We start from the raw sequence: 16267 nt of genomic DNA, 5'->3' as shown, positions 1-16267 counted from the left end.
GTCCGATGATGGCAGGGGACAAGATCATCGCCGTTGCCGGCGTCATCCTGGGTGCGGTCCTGCTGTCGGCTTCGCCCGCGCAGGCCCGGGACGCGGTCGTTGCCGGCGTCAACGTCATCAATCCCTACATCCTCGGCGCGTCCGAGCAGGACGCCATGCTGGATGCGATACACGCGTCCGGCGTTTCGGTGATCCGGGCCTCCATCACGCTCGACGACAAGGGCGTCGACTATGCCGAACGGGCATGGAAGCACGGCATCAGGATCGAATGGCTCATCTACCATTTCGGCGGCTATGACCCCTTCGGGAAAACGCCGCTTTCCGCCGCCGATCCCGATCGGTTCCGCGCGACGTTTCAGCCGATCATGGACCGCCTGGAAGCCAAGGGAATCGTTCTGGCGGGCTACGAGCTCGGCAATGAGATCAATCTCTCGGGAACCAACCCCGAATTCGCCAGGCCCACCGGCCGCGCCCGGCAGCTCGGCCCCGCCGATCTGGAAAGCGATCCGCAGGGACGGCGCGTTGCGCAAGGGTTCCGCCAATATCTGAAGATCCTGGCGGTGCTGAAGGATATCCGCGATCACTCGGCGCTCAACCGCCAGACGCCGATCATGACGGCGGGGCTCGGTACTTACGATCAGGACGACGGGCCGCTTCCCGGCTGGGCCAAGGGCGACATCGTCGGCATCCATACGACGCTGAGCTATTTGCGCGCGCACGGCCTGGATGATCTCGTCGATGCCTATGCCGTTCATATCTATCCCGATACCAAGCATGACAGCGCCGCCGCATTGAGAAGGGAGCGTATCGCCCGATACGATCTGGCCGATTGCCGTCCCCGGGCAAGCGCCGGGGGAAAGCCGTGCTGGGTCACGGAGTGGGGCATCGACAACGACAGCCCAGGCTGTCCCGTCGACGATACGCAGCGCGCGCGGCTCGTCGAGGAGATCATCGGAGATTTCCGCCCCTACGCCCGCCAAGGCAGACTTGCCGGGCTGCTCTACTTCGCCTGGAACAGCGCACCCGGTGCGAGCTCGATTCTGGCCAGCAGCGTCTGGCGCTGCGGTCAACTCACCAAGGCAGGCCAACTGGCTGTCGATGCCGGCTTGCTGCGCTGATCGGCAAGGTCGGAGACGGGCCGCCGAGCCTGGCCCTCACGGCTGCGCCAATTCGCGCAGGGTCATGCGCTTGTAGGCGGCGACCAGCGCGTCGCCCTCGGCGCGGTCGAGCGAGACGGCGAGGCGCATCGTGGCCTCGCCGAGCTGCCAGATCAGGAAGGCGGTGGCGGCGATGCGGTCCGGCGCAATGGCGGGATGGACGCGGGCCATGACCTCGGCCAGCAGGGCGCCCATCGCCCGGCTCTCCCGAAGCTCGATCGCCATCAGCTGCTTGTCCGCCTGCATGCCCGACCAGATGTCGCGCATCACGGGCTCGGCCAGCATGATGGCGTGGTACTGGTCGACCAGGCCTTCGAAGGCCGCGAGCAGGCCGTCGAGGTCGCGCACGCCGGCAAGCGCCTCCTCGATGCAGCGCCGGCTTTCGGCGCTGTAGCGGTCCGCCAGGGCGCGGATGATCGCGCCCTTGTCCGGAAAGTACTGGTAGAGCGAGCCGATCGAGATTCCGGCGAGCTCCGCCACCTCGCTCATGCGCAGGAGGTCGCTGCCCCGTTCGGCGATCAACCCGGAGGCGACCGCCAGGATGCGCTCCAGCCGCTCGCGGCTGCGCTGCTGCGCCGGCATGCGCCGGGCCGCGGCCGCCTCGCCGGCCTGCCCCCCCGGCTCCACTGCCTCGCCTCTCCGACCAGCCATGGGCCCTTGACCTCCACAATATGAGGGTTTATCACATTTCATGAATGTGAGCCTTACTCATATTAATCGGAGGACACCTCAATGGCAATCGAGAAGCAGGATTCCGTCACGCTCGTGCTCGGCGGCACCGGCAAGACCGGCCGCCGGGTCGCGGAGCGGTTGCGGCGGGCCGGGCATGCGGTGCGGATCGGCTCGCGCGCCGGCACGCCGCCCTTCGACTGGGACAGGCGGGAGAGCTGGGACGCGGCGCTGGCCGGCGCGACATCGGCCTATGTCGCGTTCCAGCCGGACCTCGCCGTGCCCGGTGCGCTGGAGACCGTCGACGCCTTCTTCCGCCGGGCCGCGGCGAGCGGCGTCGAGAGGCTGGTGCTGCTCTCCGGCCGGGGCGAGCCGGAGGCGGAGAACGCCGAGCGGGCGCTGCAGGCCGCCGGCGTCCCCTGGACGATCTTGCGCGCCAGCTGGTTCTGCCAGAACTTCAGCGAGAGCGTCTTCCTCGAGCCGATCCGGGCCGGCCTTCTCGCCCTGCCGGTCGGGGCGGTGGCCGAGCCCTTCGTCGACGCCGACGACATTGCCGACATCGCCGTCGCGGCCCTGACCGCCCCCGGACATGCCGGCCGGCTCTATGAGATCACCGGGCCGCGGGCGCTGACCTTCGCCGATGCGGCGGCCGAGATCGCCCGCGCCACCGGCCGCGACATCGCCTTCGTCCAGGTGAGCCCCGAGGACTATCGGGCCGCGCTCGTCCGCGAGGGCGTGCCGCAGATCTTCGTCGACCTCGTCCTCCACCTCCTCACCACCGTGCTCGACGGGCGCAACGCCCCGACGGCGCAAGGCGTGCAGCAGGCACTCGGCCGCCCGCCGCGCGACTTTACGGATTTCGCCCGGGCGGCTGCGGCCACCGGCATCTGGGGAGGCCGTCATGACTGAGCGCGCGCTCCTCGTCCTCACCGTCGCGGCCGCGATCGGCAGCGGCCTGGTCGCCGGCATCTTCTTCGCCTTCTCCAGCTTCGTGATGGCGGCGCTCGGCCGCCTGCCGCCAGAGCAGGGCGTGGCGGCGATGCAGTCGATCAACATCACGGTGATCAACCCGGTGTTCATGCTCGCCTTCATGGGCACCGGGCTGGTGTGCCTGGTGCTCGCCGCCGGCTCGGTCCTGTGGTGGAGCCAGGGCGGAGGCTGGCCCGTCATCGCCGCCGGCCTCCTCTATCTCGTCGGCTGCATCGGCGTGACCATGGCGTGCAACGTGCCGCTCAACGACGCGCTCGCCGTGGTCCAGCCGGGCACGCCGGACGCTGCGAGCCTGTGGCAGCGCTATCTCGTCGACTGGACCTTCTGGAACCATGTGCGCATGGCGGCCTCGCTGCTCGCAGCGGTGCTTTGCATCCTCGCCGTGCCGTAGCGCGGCAGAAAAGCGAGGCACGGCAGGCCGCCTTGCGCCCGTCACCAGCGGATCGACGCCGCCGCGACGGCGTGCCTAGGCGGTTTGCGATCTGGCGGACACACCAAGACCCGCAAGGACGCATCGAAACAAGCCGCTGCAGCAAAGCAGCGTTTCCGCCCAAACGCGCTTTGCTCTAGAAGACGGCACGCCGCCCGACCGGCCGGGAGACCGCCATGCGCAGCTGCCTCGTCTCGGCCCTGCTGTTCCTCGCCGCTTCGGGCGCAAGCGCCCAGGATCTCGTCATTCCCGACGTCGCCTATCCCACCCTGCCGGCGACGGCGGCGACCAAGGCGGGGCTCGTGCCGCCGGGGTGGAAGCTCGAGGCGGAGGCGACCGGCGACCTCAGCGGCGACGGACGGGCCGACCTCGCGCTGGTGCTGCACGACGCCGATCCGCACAACATCGTCTCGAACAAGGGCGGCCTCGGCGAGCAGGCGCTCGACACCAACCCGCGCATCCTCGCCGTGGCCATCGCCCGCCGGGAAGGCGGCTACGCCCTGGTGGCGCAGGATCATGCGCTGATCCCGCGCCGAATCGAGCCCACGCTCGAGGACCCGATGGCGAACGGCGGCATCGTCATCGCGCACGGCACGCTGCGGGTCAGCGTCTCCTTCTTCTCGTCCGCGGGCAGCTGGGACATGGAGCGCAACACCTATGCGCTGCGCTACAGGCAGGGACAGCTCCAGCTGATCGGCTACGATTCGACCGAGGTCGCCCGCAACACCGGCGCCCTCACCGAGACCCGCATCAACTATCTCACGCACGTGAAGCAGGTCGCCACCGGCACGATCGAGACCGACACCTCGCTGGTGAAGCGCAGCAGGATCCCGGCCGCGCCGCTGCTCACGCTCGACAAGATCGGCAACGGGCTCGAATTCGAGCCCTGACGTCTCTCAGCGCCGGGCGCGGGTCTGGCTGATCGCCACCGCCAGGATGATGATGCCGCCGCGAGCGATCAGCTGCTGGCTGAACTCCAGCCCCATCAGCACCAGGCCGTTGTTGATCAGCCCGATCATCAGCGCGCCCATGATCGAGCCGATCACCGTGCCGGCGCCGCCGAACAGGCTGGTGCCGCCCAGCACCGCGGCAGCGATCACCGACAGCTCGTCGCCCTCGCCGAACTGGAAGCGGCCGGAGCGCAGCCGGCCGGCATAAAGCATGCCGGCGACGGCCGCGGCGAGAGCCGAGATCAGCAGCACGCGGAACTTGATCGACCGCGTGTCGACGCCGCTGTAGCGGGCCGAGGTCTCGTTGCCGCCGGTCGCCAGGACCCGCCGCCCGAAGCTGGTGCGCCGCAGCACGACATGGCCGACGGCGCCGAGCACCACCATCCAGATCAGCAGCGAAGGCACGGTCCCGAGATTGCCGCCCCCGAACACCGCCGCATAGGTGCGGTCGAGGATCGGGATCGCCGCGGTGCCGCTGATCCACATCGCGGTGCCGCGGGCGATGCCCATCATGGCGAGCGTGGTCAGGAAGGAGGGGATGCCGACGATGGTGGTCAGCGCCCCGTTGATGCTGCCGACGATGAGGCCGGTGGCAAGTCCGGCCAGGACGCCGCCGGCGAGCCCGCCATGGTCGATGCCCATGGCGGTCGCCACCGAGGCGAGGCCGGCGACGGCCCCGACCGACAGGTCGATCTCGGCGGCGCTCAGCACGAAGGTCATGGACACGGCCATGACGGCGATGATCGCGGTCTGCCGCACGATGTTGAGCAGGTTGTTGGGATCGAGAAAGCCGCGTTCGCCCAGCGTCACCGCGAACACCACGAAGATGGCGGCAAAGCCGATATAGATGATGTACTGCCGCCAGTTGGCGAGGAGGCGGCGGGCGGGACTGGGAACGGCCTGGTCGCTCATCAAACGGCATGTCCTCTGGCTTGCTGTACCGCCTTCTGCAGCCGCTGCTCGGCCTGATGCAGGGCGTCGCCCCCGGCGGACTCCGCCGGGTCGTCGAGCTCGTCCCGCGCGATCTCGCGCACGATGCGCCCCTCCGACATCACCAGGATGCGGTCGCAGGCCGCCAGCAGCTCCTGCAGCTCCGAGGAGAGCACGAGGATGGCCTTGCCCTGGCGCGCGAGCTCGCGAACCAGCGTGACGATCTCCGCCTTGGAGCCGATGTCGATGCCGGCCGTCGGCTCGTCCAGCACCAGCACGTCGAGCCCGGCGGCGAGCCATTTGGCGATCACCACCTTCTGGGCATTGCCGCCGGAGAGGTTGCGCACGGGGTTGTCGCGCGACGGGGTGCGGATGCGCAGGCGCTGGATGGCGTCGTCGACCAGGCGGTTGGTGCGGCGGGCGGAGACCCACCCCGCGTCGGACAGACGGTCGAGGTTGGGCAGGGCGACGTTGCTGGTGATGGAATGGGCGGCGACGAAGCCCTGGCGGCCGCGGTCCTCGGGAACCAGGGCGATGCCGGCGGCGATGGCGTCCCGGGGGCTGGCGATGGCGATCGGCCGGCCGCGGACGCGGATCTCGCCGGCGGTGATCGGCTCGATGCCGGCGAGGAGCCGGGCGAGCGAGGAGCGGCCGCTGCCGAGCAGGCCGGCAATGCCGACCACCTCGCCGCGGCGCAGCACGAGATCGACGTCGCGCGGCTTGTGCCGGCCCGACAGGCCGCGCGCTTCCAGGATGGCCTCGCCGATCTCGGCCTTGTGCCGGGCGACGTCGGAGAAGCCGCGCGAGCGCCGGCCGACGATGTCGGCGATCATCCCTTCCAGTGTCATCCCGGCGATGGCGCCGGTGCTGACATGGCGGCCATCGCGCAGGATGGTGGCGCGGTCAGCCAGGCGGAAGATCTCGTCCATGCGATGGGAGACGTAGATGATGGCGAGGCCCTGGCTCTTCAGGCGGCGCACATGCGCGAACAGCCGCTCCACCTCGTTGCCGGACAGGGCCGAGGTCGGCTCGTCGAGGATGAGCACGCGCGGGTTCTGCGACCAGGCCTTGACGATCTCGGTGAGCTGGCGCTGCCCGGCTCCGAGCTCGCCGACCGCGGCGTTCGGGTCGATGTCGACGCCGAGCTCGGCGAACAGGTCCCGGGCCTTGGCCGCCGCCGCCCGGTCGTCGATCAGGCCGTGGACCTTGACCTCCCGCGTCAGGAAGATGTTCTGCGCGACGGTGAGCGTCGGCACCAGGCTGGTCTCCTGGAAGATCATGGTCACGCCGGCGGCCTGCGCCGCCCGGGGCGTGAAGTCGGTCACGGCCAAGCCGGCGATCTCCACCGTGCCGGCCGAGGGAGCCTGGACGCCGCTCAGGATCTTGAGGATCGTCGACTTCCCCGCGCCGTTCTCGCCCAGCAGCGCATGGATCTCGCCGAAGCGGACGGCGAAGTCGACGCTCTCCAGCGCGCGCACGCCGCCGAACTGCTTGGACACGCCGGCCATGCGCACGGCGAGGCTCGCATCGGAAGCCGCGACCGTGCCGCTCTCGGTGTCGCTCATCGGTCCCCTGGATCATGCATCGGGAGGTCCGGGCGGCCCGTCCTGCACGGTTCGCCCGGCCATGCCCCGCCCTCTCAATCCATGCTGCGCTTGATCTTGTCGGTCACCGGCTTGTGATAGACCGCCTGCCAGGCATCGGCGAGGTTGTCCTTGGAGACCGGGAGCGCCGGCAGCGCCACATAGGCCGGGGCCGCCTTGCCGAGAAGGCCGTAGCCGGCGAGCTTGGCCTCGGTCACGCCCTGGTCATAGGGACGCTGGGCGCCGAGGCCCTTGACGAAGCCGCCGGAGGCCATGTCGATGGCGACGTTCTCGCCGAGGTCGCAGGTGGTGATCACGAGGTCGTCGCGCCCGGCGGTGCGGGCGGCGGAGATCACGCCCTCGGCCGGAACGTCCCACACGGCCCAGATGCCTTTCACGCCGGCATTCGACACCAGGATGGCGGAGGCCGCCTTCTCCGCGTCGCCGGAAAAGTCCGGGCCGCCGATGCCCTGCTCGGCCACGATCTTGATCTCGGGATAGCTCTCGGTGATGGTCTTCTTGAAGGCGTCGTAGCGCTGGCGCGTCACGAAGAAGTCGGCCGCGTGATAGACGATGCCGATCTGGCCCTTGCCGCCGAGGGCCTGCGCCATCAGGTGGGCCGCCGCGACGCCGTTGCCATAATTGTCGGCCGAGACGACGCTGACATAGTCCTTGCCGGCCTGCATCCCCCTGGGCACGTTGTCCATGAACACGAGCTTGACCCCGGCATCGGCCGCGGTCTTGTAGGCATTGGCGGTGGCGACCGGGTCGGTCGGGATCGAGACGATGACGTTCGGCTTCTGCGCCATCACGGTCTCGATGTCGGCGACCTGCTTGTCCGGCTTGAAGCCGGCATCGGTGACGGCGACCACCTCGATGCCCATCGCGCCGAACTGCGTCTTGAGGCCGTCGATCTGCGCCTGCGACCAGTCATTGCCGGCATAATGCATGACGATCGCGGCCTTGGCCTTCATCGCCTTGATCTTGGCGAGCTCGTCGTCGGTGAGCTGCACGACGGCGGCGGATTCCGGCTTCTCGCCGTTCGGCCCGAGGCTGAGGACCGACGATTGCAGGCTGGCCAAGGCGGCCTTGGGGTCGGCGGCCTCAGCCGGAGCCATGATGGCGGCGAGCCCGAGGGCCAGGGCCGAAGATAGCAGCAGACGTGACATGCGCATTGTTTCCTCCCAGTTTCGTTCGTTGTTGCGGCCGGACGGCCGGTTCAGTCCGCAGGCATGCGCGCCTTGACGAAGGCGTGGCCGCGGCGCGCGCCCTCGGCCGGGTCGGGCCAGCTGTCGAGCTCGTTGGTGATCCAGCCGCGATAGCCGATCTCGGCGAGCGCCTGCAGCACGGCGGCGTTGTCGCAGTCGCCTTCGTCGACCGGGGTGAAGGCGAAGGGATCGCGCCGCCAGCCCTTGAGATGGACATAGGAGATCCGGCCGGCGTGCTCGCGCACCATCTCTGCCGGCACGCCGCCGGCGGCGGCAAGATGCGCCGTGTCCGGGCAGAAGCCGATACCGGTCTTGCCGAAGATGCGGCGGACCTCGTCCGGCCTCTCGACGATGGTGGAGAGATGCGGATGATAATGGGCGTTCAGCCCATGCGCGCGGGCGAGCGCCACCACGCGGTCGAGCCCGCGGGCGAGCGCGTCGAAATCTCCGCCCGCCAGGCCCCTCGCCCGCTTGGCGCCGCCGCCGACCACGAGGTGCTCGGCCCCGAGCGCGGCCGCGGCCCGGGCCGCACGCTCGATGCGGGCGAGCTCCTCCTCCAAGATCTCGCCGAAGACGAAATTGGCGCCGCTATAGGTCGAGACGAGCCTCAGGCCCGTCGCCTCCAGGGCGGTGCGGAGATCGCGAAAGCCGTCGCCCTCGCCGTCGAGCAGGTTGCCGTCGAACAGCTCGATGCCCTCGTAGCCGGCGGCGGCGATCTCGCGGGCGGCCCGCGCCATGTCGCCGAAGGTCCGGTAGGTGAGCTGCGTGATCGAGGTGACGCCGACGGCGTTGCCGCCGAGCGGCCCCCAGCAATTGGCATGATAGGCGAGGCGCCAGCGGCTCATCGGCTTGCTCCCGAAGCGGCCAGGCCGGCGCGCGCGAACCGTCCCCGGTTGGCGAGGATGTGGTCGCAGACGCGCCAGGCATTGGCCATGATGGTGAGGGTGGGATTGGCGCCCGTCCCGGTCGGGAAGGACGAGCCGTCGATGACGAAGAGGTTGTCGACCTCGTGGGCCTGGCACCAGCGGTTCAGCACCGAGGCGGCGGGATCATCGCCCATGCGGGCGGTGCCGTGCTGGTGCGAGCAGTTGCCGGTGACGCGCTCGGCATAGACCTTGGTGACGCTCCGCGCCCCACCCGCTTCGAGGATCTCGGCGCTGCGATCGATCAGGAAGCGGCCCTGGTCGAGGTCGTTGCGGTGCGGCGTCAGGGTGATGCGGGCGACCGGCAGGCCCCAGGCGTCGACCATGCCGTCGTCGAGGTCGACACGGTTGTCGTGCTGCGGCATGTCGTGCAGCACCATGGCGACCGCCATGGAATGGTTGAACGCCTCGCGATCGACGCGCTTGGCCTCGGCGCCCCAGGCGGGCGCGCCCGGCAGGCGCCAGTTGATCGGCAGGGGAATGCCGACCCCGGCCGCCGCGACATGACCGCCGCTGACGAAGCCGCGGCGTTCGTCGTGCTCGTAGAACTGGAAGCTGGAGGCGCTGACATAGCCGCCGCCCGCCCAGGCGTAGACTGGGTCGTCGAACAAGCCGATCGCGGCGCTGTATTCGTGGAAGGTGACGTTGCGCCCGACGAGATCGCTGCCGTTGGCGAGGCCGGCGGGAAAGCGGCCGGAGCGCGACAGCAGCAGGAGCCGCGCGCTCTCGACCGCGCCGCAGGCGAGCAGGAACAGGTCCGCCTCCTGCTCGACGAGGTCGCCGTCCGCGTCCTCGTAGACGGCGCTGCGCAGCCGCCCCTCGGCGTCGAGAACGAGCTCGCGGACGTAGCAGTCCGGCCTGAGATCATAGCGGCCGGTGGCGGCGGCCTGCGGCACGAAGACGTTGAGGGCGCTGGAGCGGGTGCCGGTGGGGTCGCCGTGCTGCTGGGCGAAGGCGCTGACGACGGTGGCCGGGCGGCCGCCGAACGGGCGCGAGAGAGCCGCCTGCGGCGTGGGGAAGGAGTTCCAGCCGAGCGCCGCGCAGCCCCTGTGGAAGTTTTCGGCATAGCGCGACATCGGCATCGGCGGGCACGGGTAGCCCCGGCTGCGCGGCCCCTCGAAACGGTTGGCGCCGGCCAGGCCCGAGACGCCGAACGCCCATTCGACCCTGTCGTAGTAGGGTTCGAGCTCGTCATAGCCGATCGGCCAGTCGGCCAGGCTCGCCCCCTCCAGCGGGCCGGCGATGGTGCGCAGGCGAAAATCGTTGGGCGTGAAGCGCGGCAGCCAGCCCTGCCAGTGCACGGTGCCGCCGCCGACCATCTGCGGCACCGGGCAGAACAGCTCCTCGCGCGCCGGCTCGGCCGCCGAGGTGCGGGCGGTACGCGGGTTGAGCAGCGGATCCGGCCAGAGATTGTAGCGGTTGATGTTGGCGAGCTCGTCCCCGCCGAAGCTCTCGCGCCGGCGCCAGGGCCCGCGCTCGAGCGCCACGACGCGCACGCCGGCCTCGGTCAGCACCTTGGCCGCGGTGGCGCCGGAAGCGCCGGCGCCGATGATGCAGACCTCGGCGCGGTCGGGCCTGGGCTTACGCGCCATGGTGCGGCTTCCTGTTCTCGAACGAAGGATCGGTGTGGCCTTCGGCGAACCAGGCCAGGGTGGAATAGCGCCCGCTGTGCACCTCCGCCAGCGAGGCCGGCCCGGGAAAGCCGATGGCCCGCCAGCCGGCCTGGTCGCGATTGCCGCCATAGACGGGATCTGCGAGGAAGCCCTGGCGGGTGTGCAGGACGAGGAGCGGCAGGAAGTCGAGGTCGATCTCGGCGCTGGTCTGCTGCAGGGCCGGCCCGGTGCCAGCGTCCGCCGCCGGCGCCTCGCCGCCGGGCCAGGCCTCGTGGCGCTCGGCCGCGCGCAGGATCTCGTCCTGCTCCTGCGGGGCGAGCGCGACGAAGTCGCGGCCGAACCGGTGCCGGCTGCGGCCGTCGAGCTCGCGCACGCCCTCGGCATAGCGCCGGCGCAGGATGTCGATGCGCCGACGCCAGGCCTGCTCGTGGCGCCCGCTCAGCGTCTCGAAGCCGCTGCCGTCCGGCTTGGCATAGATGAAGCCGGTGCCGGAGAGAAAGCGCTCGAGGAAGTCGATGGTGCCGGCCTCGCGGGCGCCGGGGGTCTCGTCGCTCGGGATGATGCGCGCCATGGCGGCCGCGACGGTGTCGCGCTGATGCGGATCGAAGGCGCGCGGCGCCTCCTGCTCGATTGCTGCTTCCCCGGCCATGCCGCCCTCGGATCTCCCTGCGAAGCGTCCGCCGCACGGGCCGGACGCCGCCCCCGCCGGCAGCGTTTTCGCTGCTTCCCGCACGGGCCGGGGGGACCATAGGCCAGCCGCTTCGGGTTTTCAATCCATTCTGCAGAATGAGGCTTACTTTTGTTGATTTACAACATAAGATGAAAACGTGCCGGAACCGTTCGGTTGTTCCGGAAGCGGGCGTGGACGTAAGTTGCGCCAGCAGCGGGACGGATTCGCAGAATGAGGGGCGCCAAGCCTTCGGAGCCGGCGGTGGCCGAGCGCCCCATCGATTCGGAGAGGCACAGCCTGCTGGCGGTGTTCGACCTGATCCGCACCGGCCGCGCCGCCACACGCCTGGAACTGGAGCTGGCCTCGGGCCTCGGGCGCGCCGTGGTGACGGACCGCCTGGCGACGCTGACCCAGCTCGGACTGATCGAGGAGGGCGAGCGCCGCCCCTCGATGGGCGGCCGGGCGCCGCGCACGGTGCGCCTGCGCGCCGATGCCGGCGGCATCCTCGTCGCCAATCTCGACCGCTCGACCCTGGATGTCGGGCTCGCCGACCTCACCGGCCGGGTGCTGTTCGAACATCACGAGCCGGCCGACCTCGCGGCCGGGCCGGAGCCCCTCCTCGCCCGCCTGCATGCGCTGTTCGATTGGGTGCTGGAGCAGCAGGACCAGCAGCGTGCGTTGTGGGGCATCGGCATCGGCGTTCCCGGCGCCGTCGAGACACCGTCCGGCCCGGCCATGACGCTGGAGCGCCTGACCTTTGCCCCGTCCTGGGCCTCCTATCCCGCGGTCGAAGCGCTGGTGGCACGGCACCGGGCCCCGGTCTGGGTCCGCAGCTCGATCCAGATGGCCACCATGGGCGAGTTCGGGCCGCCGGACCCGGCGCGGCCGCGCGACGTGCTGTTCGTCGAGCTCGGCGAGGAGATCAGCGCCGGCATCGTCTCGGAGGGACGCCTGCACCGCGGCGCGCAGGGCATTGCCGGCCAGATCGGCCACATTCCCGTGGGAGAGGGCAGCGACCTCGTCTGCCATTGCGGCAACCGCGGATGCCTGGAGACGCTGGCCGCGAGCGAAGCGGTGCGGCGCGCGGCCGAGGCCGCAGCCCGCGACGGCCGCAGCCGGCGCCTGGCCGAGGCGGTGGCCCGCGGCACGATCACGGTGCCGGAGATCGGCCTCGCCGCCCAGCTCGGCGATGCGGCGGCAGCGCAGATCCTGGCGCGGTGCGGCCGCCTGATCGGCACCACCCTCGCCGCCCTGACCAATGCCCTCAACCCCTCGAGCATCGTGCTCGGCGGCGAGCTGACGCAGACCGGCGACATCCTGCTCGCCGCGGTGCGCGAGGCGGTCTACCGCAACTCGCACCCGCTGGCGACGCGGGACCTCGCCATCGTGCGCTCCACCATGGGCCGCTCGGCCGCGCTCGCCGGCGCCGCGCTGATCGCCGTGGACGAACTGTTCGGGCCCGATATGCTGGCGGCCTGGGTCGGCCGGGGCACGCCGATGCTGCATCCCGACCTGCCTGCGCTGATCGCCGAGGCCCAGGCCCGGCTGCGCGAGCCGGCGGCGGCAGCGCCGGCCCGGCCGCCGGCGCCGGACGACCGGCATGCGGCCCCATCGCGGCCGGGGAGGCAGAGATGAGCGAGAGAGCGTCGGGGGTGTCGGGCGCTCCGGAGGCGGACCGGCCGGCTGCGATCCTCGGCCTCGGGCCACATGGCGAGCGGCCCGCCTCGCCCGACAGGCTGCGCCTCGGCGAGGCCGAGGCCGCGACGGCGCGGGCCGCGGGATTCACGGTCGCCGTCGTCCTGCACACGCGCCAGAGCGACTGGGCCAGGCAGCACCTGGCCGGCATCGTCGCCACCCTCGGCCGCTTTGCCGTCACGGTGCTGGAGGTGGTGGACTGCGCCTTCGACGCCGGCGCGCAGGTGCGGGCGCTGGAGCGGCTGGTGCGCCGGAGGCCGGACGCCATCATCAGCCTGCCGGTCTCCAACTCCGGCGTGGCGGAGGCCCATCGCCAGGTCTCGGCCGCCGGGATCCACCTGATTCTGATCGACAACAGCCCGAGCGCGCTGCGGGCCGGGACCGACTATGCCTGCCTGGTCTCGGCCGACAATTTCGGCCTCGGCCAGATCGGCGCCCGCCTGCTGGCGCCCTGCGTCCCGCACGAGGGCATGGTGGGCGTGGTGTCCTACAATCTCGATTTCTTCGTCGCGGCCCAGCGCGAGATCGCCTTCCGCAAGTGGATGGCGGACCAGCGGCCCGACATCCGGCTGCACACGGTGAAGTTCCGCGAGATGGAGCAGGTCGGGCCGATGGTGGGATGCTGCCTCGACGACCATCCCGGCCTCGCCGGGCTGTTCGTGATCTGGGACACGCCCGCCATCGCCGTGCTGGCGGAACTGCGGGCCCGCGGCCGCAGCCTGCCGGTCACGACCATCGATCTCGGCACCGAGATTGCGGTCGCCCTGGCGCAGGGCGATCTCGTCAGGGGTGTCGGCGCGCAGCAGCCCTATGATCAGGGCGTGACCGTGGCCACGGCCACCGTCGCCACGCTGCTCGGCCTGGAGGTGCCGGCCTGGATCGCCCTGCCGGCCTTGGAGGTGACGCGCGAGCGGGTCGTCTCCGTCTACCAGAGCGTCTGGCACGCGCCGGCGCCGGAGACGCTCATCCGCGCCGCGCTGGGCTGATCGACGGCGCGGACTCCGCCCGCGGCCGGCATGTCCATGCCGCATGGGAACCCTGCGCCGATTGCATGAGTGCCCATGCCGCCCGGTGCTAAAGTAGAGTTCCGGTGACGATGAAGTAATCGCATCGAATTGACCCCGATATAGGGATCGGGGAAGCAGAGAACGATGATCCCATCATCCGTTTCGCATCCGTCCGGCCGGTTCACGGCCCGGCGGCAGATTCTCCCGAAAAACGACAGGCCAGCATCCCCGTCCCGGCGGTAGCGACGTCGCAGGGAGGCTGCGCGCCCGACAGGGCCGCGATGGCCCCTGGCCGGCGACGGCCGGATCGCGCGGCATCGCATCGATCCCGTCGATCCGGGCCGAGATCGAGCCTGGCATTGCCCGAACCTGCGCCGACCGGCCGAGCCGGCCGGCCACGGTCGCGCACGTCCGCCCTGCCCCCCGCATCGCCCTTCCCGCGAAGGAGATATCGATGTTCGACGCCAATCTTCCCCTGCCGTTGCCGGCGCTCGCCAGCGTCGCGGCAATCGTTGTTCTTTTCTTCCTCAGCGGCACCATCCGCTACATCGCCAACAACCGCATCGGCATCTGCGAGAAGCTGTGGAGCCCGGCGGGCTCCGTCGCCGGCGGGTTCATCGCGCTGCGGGGCGAGGCGGGCTTCCAGCCCGAGGTGCTGCGCGGCGGCTTCCACCTCCTGGTGCCGCTGCAGTACCGGGTGCACAGCGTGCCGCTGGTGACCATTGCCCAGGGCGAGATCGGCTATGTCTTCGCCCGCGACGGCGTGCCGCTGCCACCGACGCAGACGCTGGCCGGCAACCTCACGGCGGATGACTTCCAGGATGTCCGCGGCTTCCTCGACGCGGGCGGCCAGCGCGGCCCGCAGCGCAAGATCCTGCGCGAGGGCACCTATGCCATCAACCTCGCGCAGTTCGTCGTGCTGACGCGCGACCGTACCTATGCGATCAAGCTCAACACGGCCGACACGGCGCTGTTCAGCCAGATGGCGGCCTCCATCGCCGATCGCGACGGCTTCCAGCCCGTCGTCATCCGCGATGCGCAGGACGTGATCGGCATCGTCACGGTCCATGACGGCCCGGCCCTGCCCGAAGGCGAGATCATCGCCCCGAGCGTCGGCCACGAGGCCGGGAGTCCGTATTTCCACAACAACTTCCAGGACGTGGAGAAATTCCTGGGCGCCGGCGGCTATCGCGGACGCCAGCACCAGGTGCTGGCGGACGGCAGCTACTACCTCAACCGCCTGTTCGCCACGGTGGAGCTCGTCGCCAAGACCGTGATCGAGGTCGGCACCGTCGGCGTGGTCGTCTCCTATACCGGCCGTGCCGGCCTCGACCAGTCGGGCGACGGCTACCGCCACGGCGAACTGGTCGAGCCCGGCCATCGCGGCGTGTGGACGCGCCCGCTCCTGCCCGGCAAATACGCGTTCAACACCTATGCCGGCAAGATCGTGCCGGTCCCGACCACCAACTTCGTCCTGAAATGGACGCGGGAGCAGTCTGGCCCGCACGGCCTCGACGAGAACCTCTCCGAGATCAGCCTGATCACCCGCGATGCCTTCGAGCCGCAGCTACCGCTCTCGGTGGTGGTGCATATCGACTATATGAAGGCGCCGCTGGTGGTGCAGCGCTTCGGCGACATCCGCCGCCTGGTGGAGCAGACGCTCGACCCGATGATCTCGGCCTATTTCAAGAACATCGCCCAGACCAAGACCATCATCCAGCTCCTGCAGGAGCGCAGCGAGATCCAGGCGCGCTCGGGCGACGAGATGCGGGCCAAGTTCGCCGCCTACAGCCTGGAGCTGCAGGAGGTGCTGATCGGCACGCCGCGCTCGGGCAACGGCCAGAGCATCGAGCAGATCCTCACCCAGCTGCGCGAGCGCCAGATCGCGGTGGAGAAGGTCGAGACCTACAAGCTGCAGGAGGTCGCCGCGGTCCAGGAGCGCACGCTGCGGGAGAAGCAGACCATCGCCGAGCAGCAGACCCAGATCACCGCCTCGGCGCTGGCGATCGAGCTGCGCGAGAACGAAGGCAAGGCCAAGCTCGCCCAGACCCGGCAGGAGGCCGAGACCATCCAGGTCTCCGCCAAGGCGGCGGCCGAGCGCGCCCGCATCGAGGGCGCGGGCGAGGCCGACCGCATCCGCTCCATCGGCATGGCCGACGCCGACAAGATCCGCGCCATCGGCCTCGCCCAGGCCGAGGCCACGGACAAGCAGGTCGAGGCCTATGGCGGCCCGCAATACCAGCTCCACAGCCAGGTGCTGCTGCGCTTTGCCGAAGCCATCGAGAACGGCCGGCTGCCGCTGGTGCCCCAGCTCATGGTCGGGGCGGCGCCAGGCCAGGGCGGTTCCGGCGGCCTGGTGGAGATGCTGCTCGCCATGCTGGTGGCCGACAAGACCGGTACGATCCATCCGGCAAACGACATGCGGTCATAGCCGCTCCCCCG

General features: G+C 70.4%; 14 protein-coding genes. 7 read left to right on the top strand and 7 right to left on the bottom strand.

Annotation, left to right across the window (positions count from 1 at the left end; translation table 11 throughout):
* Positions 1-8 precede the first annotated feature (8 nt).
* On the top strand, positions 9-1118 hold the full coding sequence (locus tag QO011_RS30825; protein WP_307281044.1) for a hypothetical protein: 1110 nt from the start codon (positions 9-11) through the stop codon (positions 1116-1118).
* Between the two features lie 36 nt (positions 1119-1154).
* Here QO011_RS30825 and QO011_RS30820 read toward each other — a convergent pair whose 3' ends face one another.
* Positions 1155-1808 (bottom strand): TetR/AcrR family transcriptional regulator, encoded by a 654-nt coding sequence (locus QO011_RS30820; RefSeq protein ID WP_307281041.1) that lies wholly within the window; start codon positions 1806-1808, stop codon positions 1155-1157.
* An 81-nt stretch (positions 1809-1889) separates the two neighbouring features.
* Between QO011_RS30820 and QO011_RS30815 the strand changes: the two genes are divergently transcribed.
* The 3 genes from QO011_RS30815 to QO011_RS30805 all read left to right on the top strand — a co-directional run bounded on the left by QO011_RS30815 (position 1890) and on the right by QO011_RS30805 (position 4136).
* Positions 1890-2735, top strand: coding sequence for a Rossmann-fold NAD(P)-binding domain-containing protein (locus QO011_RS30815; protein ID WP_307281040.1), 846 nt, complete (start codon positions 1890-1892; stop codon positions 2733-2735).
* On the top strand, positions 2728-3207 hold the full coding sequence (locus tag QO011_RS30810; RefSeq protein WP_307281038.1) for an anthrone oxygenase family protein: 480 nt from the start codon (positions 2728-2730) through the stop codon (positions 3205-3207). The genes QO011_RS30815 and QO011_RS30810 overlap by 8 nt, the downstream gene beginning before the upstream one ends.
* Before the next feature lie 215 nt (positions 3208-3422).
* The gene (locus QO011_RS30805; protein ID WP_307281036.1) at positions 3423-4136 is read left to right on the top strand and encodes a hypothetical protein; all 714 of its coding nucleotides are present in this window, start codon (positions 3423-3425) and stop codon (positions 4134-4136) included.
* Positions 4137-4142: 6 nt separating this feature from the next.
* Here the strand turns inward: QO011_RS30805 and QO011_RS30800 are convergent, their stop codons facing one another.
* The 6 genes from QO011_RS30800 to QO011_RS30775 form a co-directional block, all read right to left on the bottom strand.
* Positions 4143-5108, bottom strand: coding sequence for an ABC transporter permease (locus QO011_RS30800; RefSeq protein WP_307281032.1), 966 nt, complete (start codon positions 5106-5108; stop codon positions 4143-4145).
* The gene (locus QO011_RS30795) at positions 5108-6691 is read right to left on the bottom strand and encodes a sugar ABC transporter ATP-binding protein (protein ID WP_307281031.1); all 1584 of its coding nucleotides are present in this window, start codon (positions 6689-6691) and stop codon (positions 5108-5110) included. The genes QO011_RS30800 and QO011_RS30795 overlap by 1 nt, the downstream gene beginning before the upstream one ends.
* Positions 6692-6765: 74 nt before the next feature.
* Complete coding sequence (locus tag QO011_RS30790) at positions 6766-7827, bottom strand: substrate-binding domain-containing protein (protein ID WP_370882036.1); 1062 nt, start codon at positions 7825-7827, stop codon at positions 6766-6768.
* Between the two features lie 101 nt (positions 7828-7928).
* Complete coding sequence (locus QO011_RS30785; protein ID WP_307281027.1) at positions 7929-8762, bottom strand: sugar phosphate isomerase/epimerase family protein; 834 nt, start codon at positions 8760-8762, stop codon at positions 7929-7931.
* Complete coding sequence (locus tag QO011_RS30780; RefSeq protein ID WP_307281024.1) at positions 8759-10432, bottom strand: GMC family oxidoreductase; 1674 nt, start codon at positions 10430-10432, stop codon at positions 8759-8761. Before QO011_RS30780 ends, QO011_RS30785 begins: the two co-directional genes overlap by 4 nt.
* Entirely contained in the window at positions 10422-11102 is a 681-nt protein-coding gene (locus QO011_RS30775; RefSeq protein ID WP_307281021.1) for a gluconate 2-dehydrogenase subunit 3 family protein, read from the bottom strand. Before QO011_RS30775 ends, QO011_RS30780 begins: the two co-directional genes overlap by 11 nt.
* Positions 11103-11384: 282 nt before the next feature.
* Here QO011_RS30775 and QO011_RS30770 point away from each other — a divergent pair, with 282 nt between their 5' ends.
* From QO011_RS30770 to QO011_RS30760, 3 genes are all read left to right on the top strand, one after another.
* Positions 11385-12758, top strand: coding sequence for an ROK family protein (locus QO011_RS30770; RefSeq protein WP_307281019.1), 1374 nt, complete (start codon positions 11385-11387; stop codon positions 12756-12758).
* On the top strand, positions 12755-13804 hold the full coding sequence (locus QO011_RS30765) for a substrate-binding domain-containing protein (RefSeq protein WP_307281016.1): 1050 nt from the start codon (positions 12755-12757) through the stop codon (positions 13802-13804). The genes QO011_RS30770 and QO011_RS30765 overlap by 4 nt, the downstream gene beginning before the upstream one ends.
* Before the next feature lie 475 nt (positions 13805-14279).
* Positions 14280-16256, top strand: a complete 1977-nt coding sequence (locus QO011_RS30760; RefSeq protein WP_307281015.1) for an SPFH domain-containing protein — start codon at positions 14280-14282, stop codon at positions 16254-16256.
* Positions 16257-16267 lie beyond the last annotated feature (11 nt).

It is taken from the genome of Labrys wisconsinensis (genome assembly GCF_030814995.1).
Classification (GTDB): Bacteria; Pseudomonadota; Alphaproteobacteria; order Rhizobiales; family Labraceae; genus Labrys; species Labrys wisconsinensis.
This window is presented reverse-complemented; position numbering and strand designations above follow the sequence as displayed.

Bases quoted from the DNA above. Each gene is read 5' to 3' on its own strand.
- QO011_RS30825 (WP_307281044.1), top strand. From the start codon at position 9: ATGGCAGGGGACAAGATCATCGCCGTTGCCGGCGTCATCCTGGGTGCG.
- QO011_RS30795 (WP_307281031.1), bottom strand. From the start codon at position 6,691: ATGAGCGACACCGAGAGCGGCACGGTCGCGGCTTCCGATGCGAGCCTC.
- QO011_RS30775 (WP_307281021.1), bottom strand. From the start codon at position 11,102: ATGGCCGGGGAAGCAGCAATCGAGCAGGAGGCGCCGCGCGCCTTCGAT.
- QO011_RS30800 (WP_307281032.1), bottom strand. From the start codon at position 5,108: ATGAGCGACCAGGCCGTTCCCAGTCCCGCCCGCCGCCTCCTCGCCAAC.
- QO011_RS30815 (WP_307281040.1), top strand. From the start codon at position 1,890: ATGGCAATCGAGAAGCAGGATTCCGTCACGCTCGTGCTCGGCGGCACC.
- QO011_RS30760 (WP_307281015.1), top strand. From the start codon at position 14,280: ATGTTCGACGCCAATCTTCCCCTGCCGTTGCCGGCGCTCGCCAGCGTC.
- QO011_RS30765 (WP_307281016.1), top strand. From the start codon at position 12,755: ATGAGCGAGAGAGCGTCGGGGGTGTCGGGCGCTCCGGAGGCGGACCGG.
- QO011_RS30820 (WP_307281041.1), bottom strand. From the start codon at position 1,808: ATGGCTGGTCGGAGAGGCGAGGCAGTGGAGCCGGGGGGGCAGGCCGGC.
- QO011_RS30810 (WP_307281038.1), top strand. From the start codon at position 2,728: ATGACTGAGCGCGCGCTCCTCGTCCTCACCGTCGCGGCCGCGATCGGC.
- QO011_RS30780 (WP_307281024.1), bottom strand. From the start codon at position 10,432: ATGGCGCGTAAGCCCAGGCCCGACCGCGCCGAGGTCTGCATCATCGGC.
- QO011_RS30785 (WP_307281027.1), bottom strand. From the start codon at position 8,762: ATGAGCCGCTGGCGCCTCGCCTATCATGCCAATTGCTGGGGGCCGCTC.
- QO011_RS30790 (WP_370882036.1), bottom strand. From the start codon at position 7,827: ATGGCTCCGGCTGAGGCCGCCGACCCCAAGGCCGCCTTGGCCAGCCTG.
- QO011_RS30805 (WP_307281036.1), top strand. From the start codon at position 3,423: ATGCGCAGCTGCCTCGTCTCGGCCCTGCTGTTCCTCGCCGCTTCGGGC.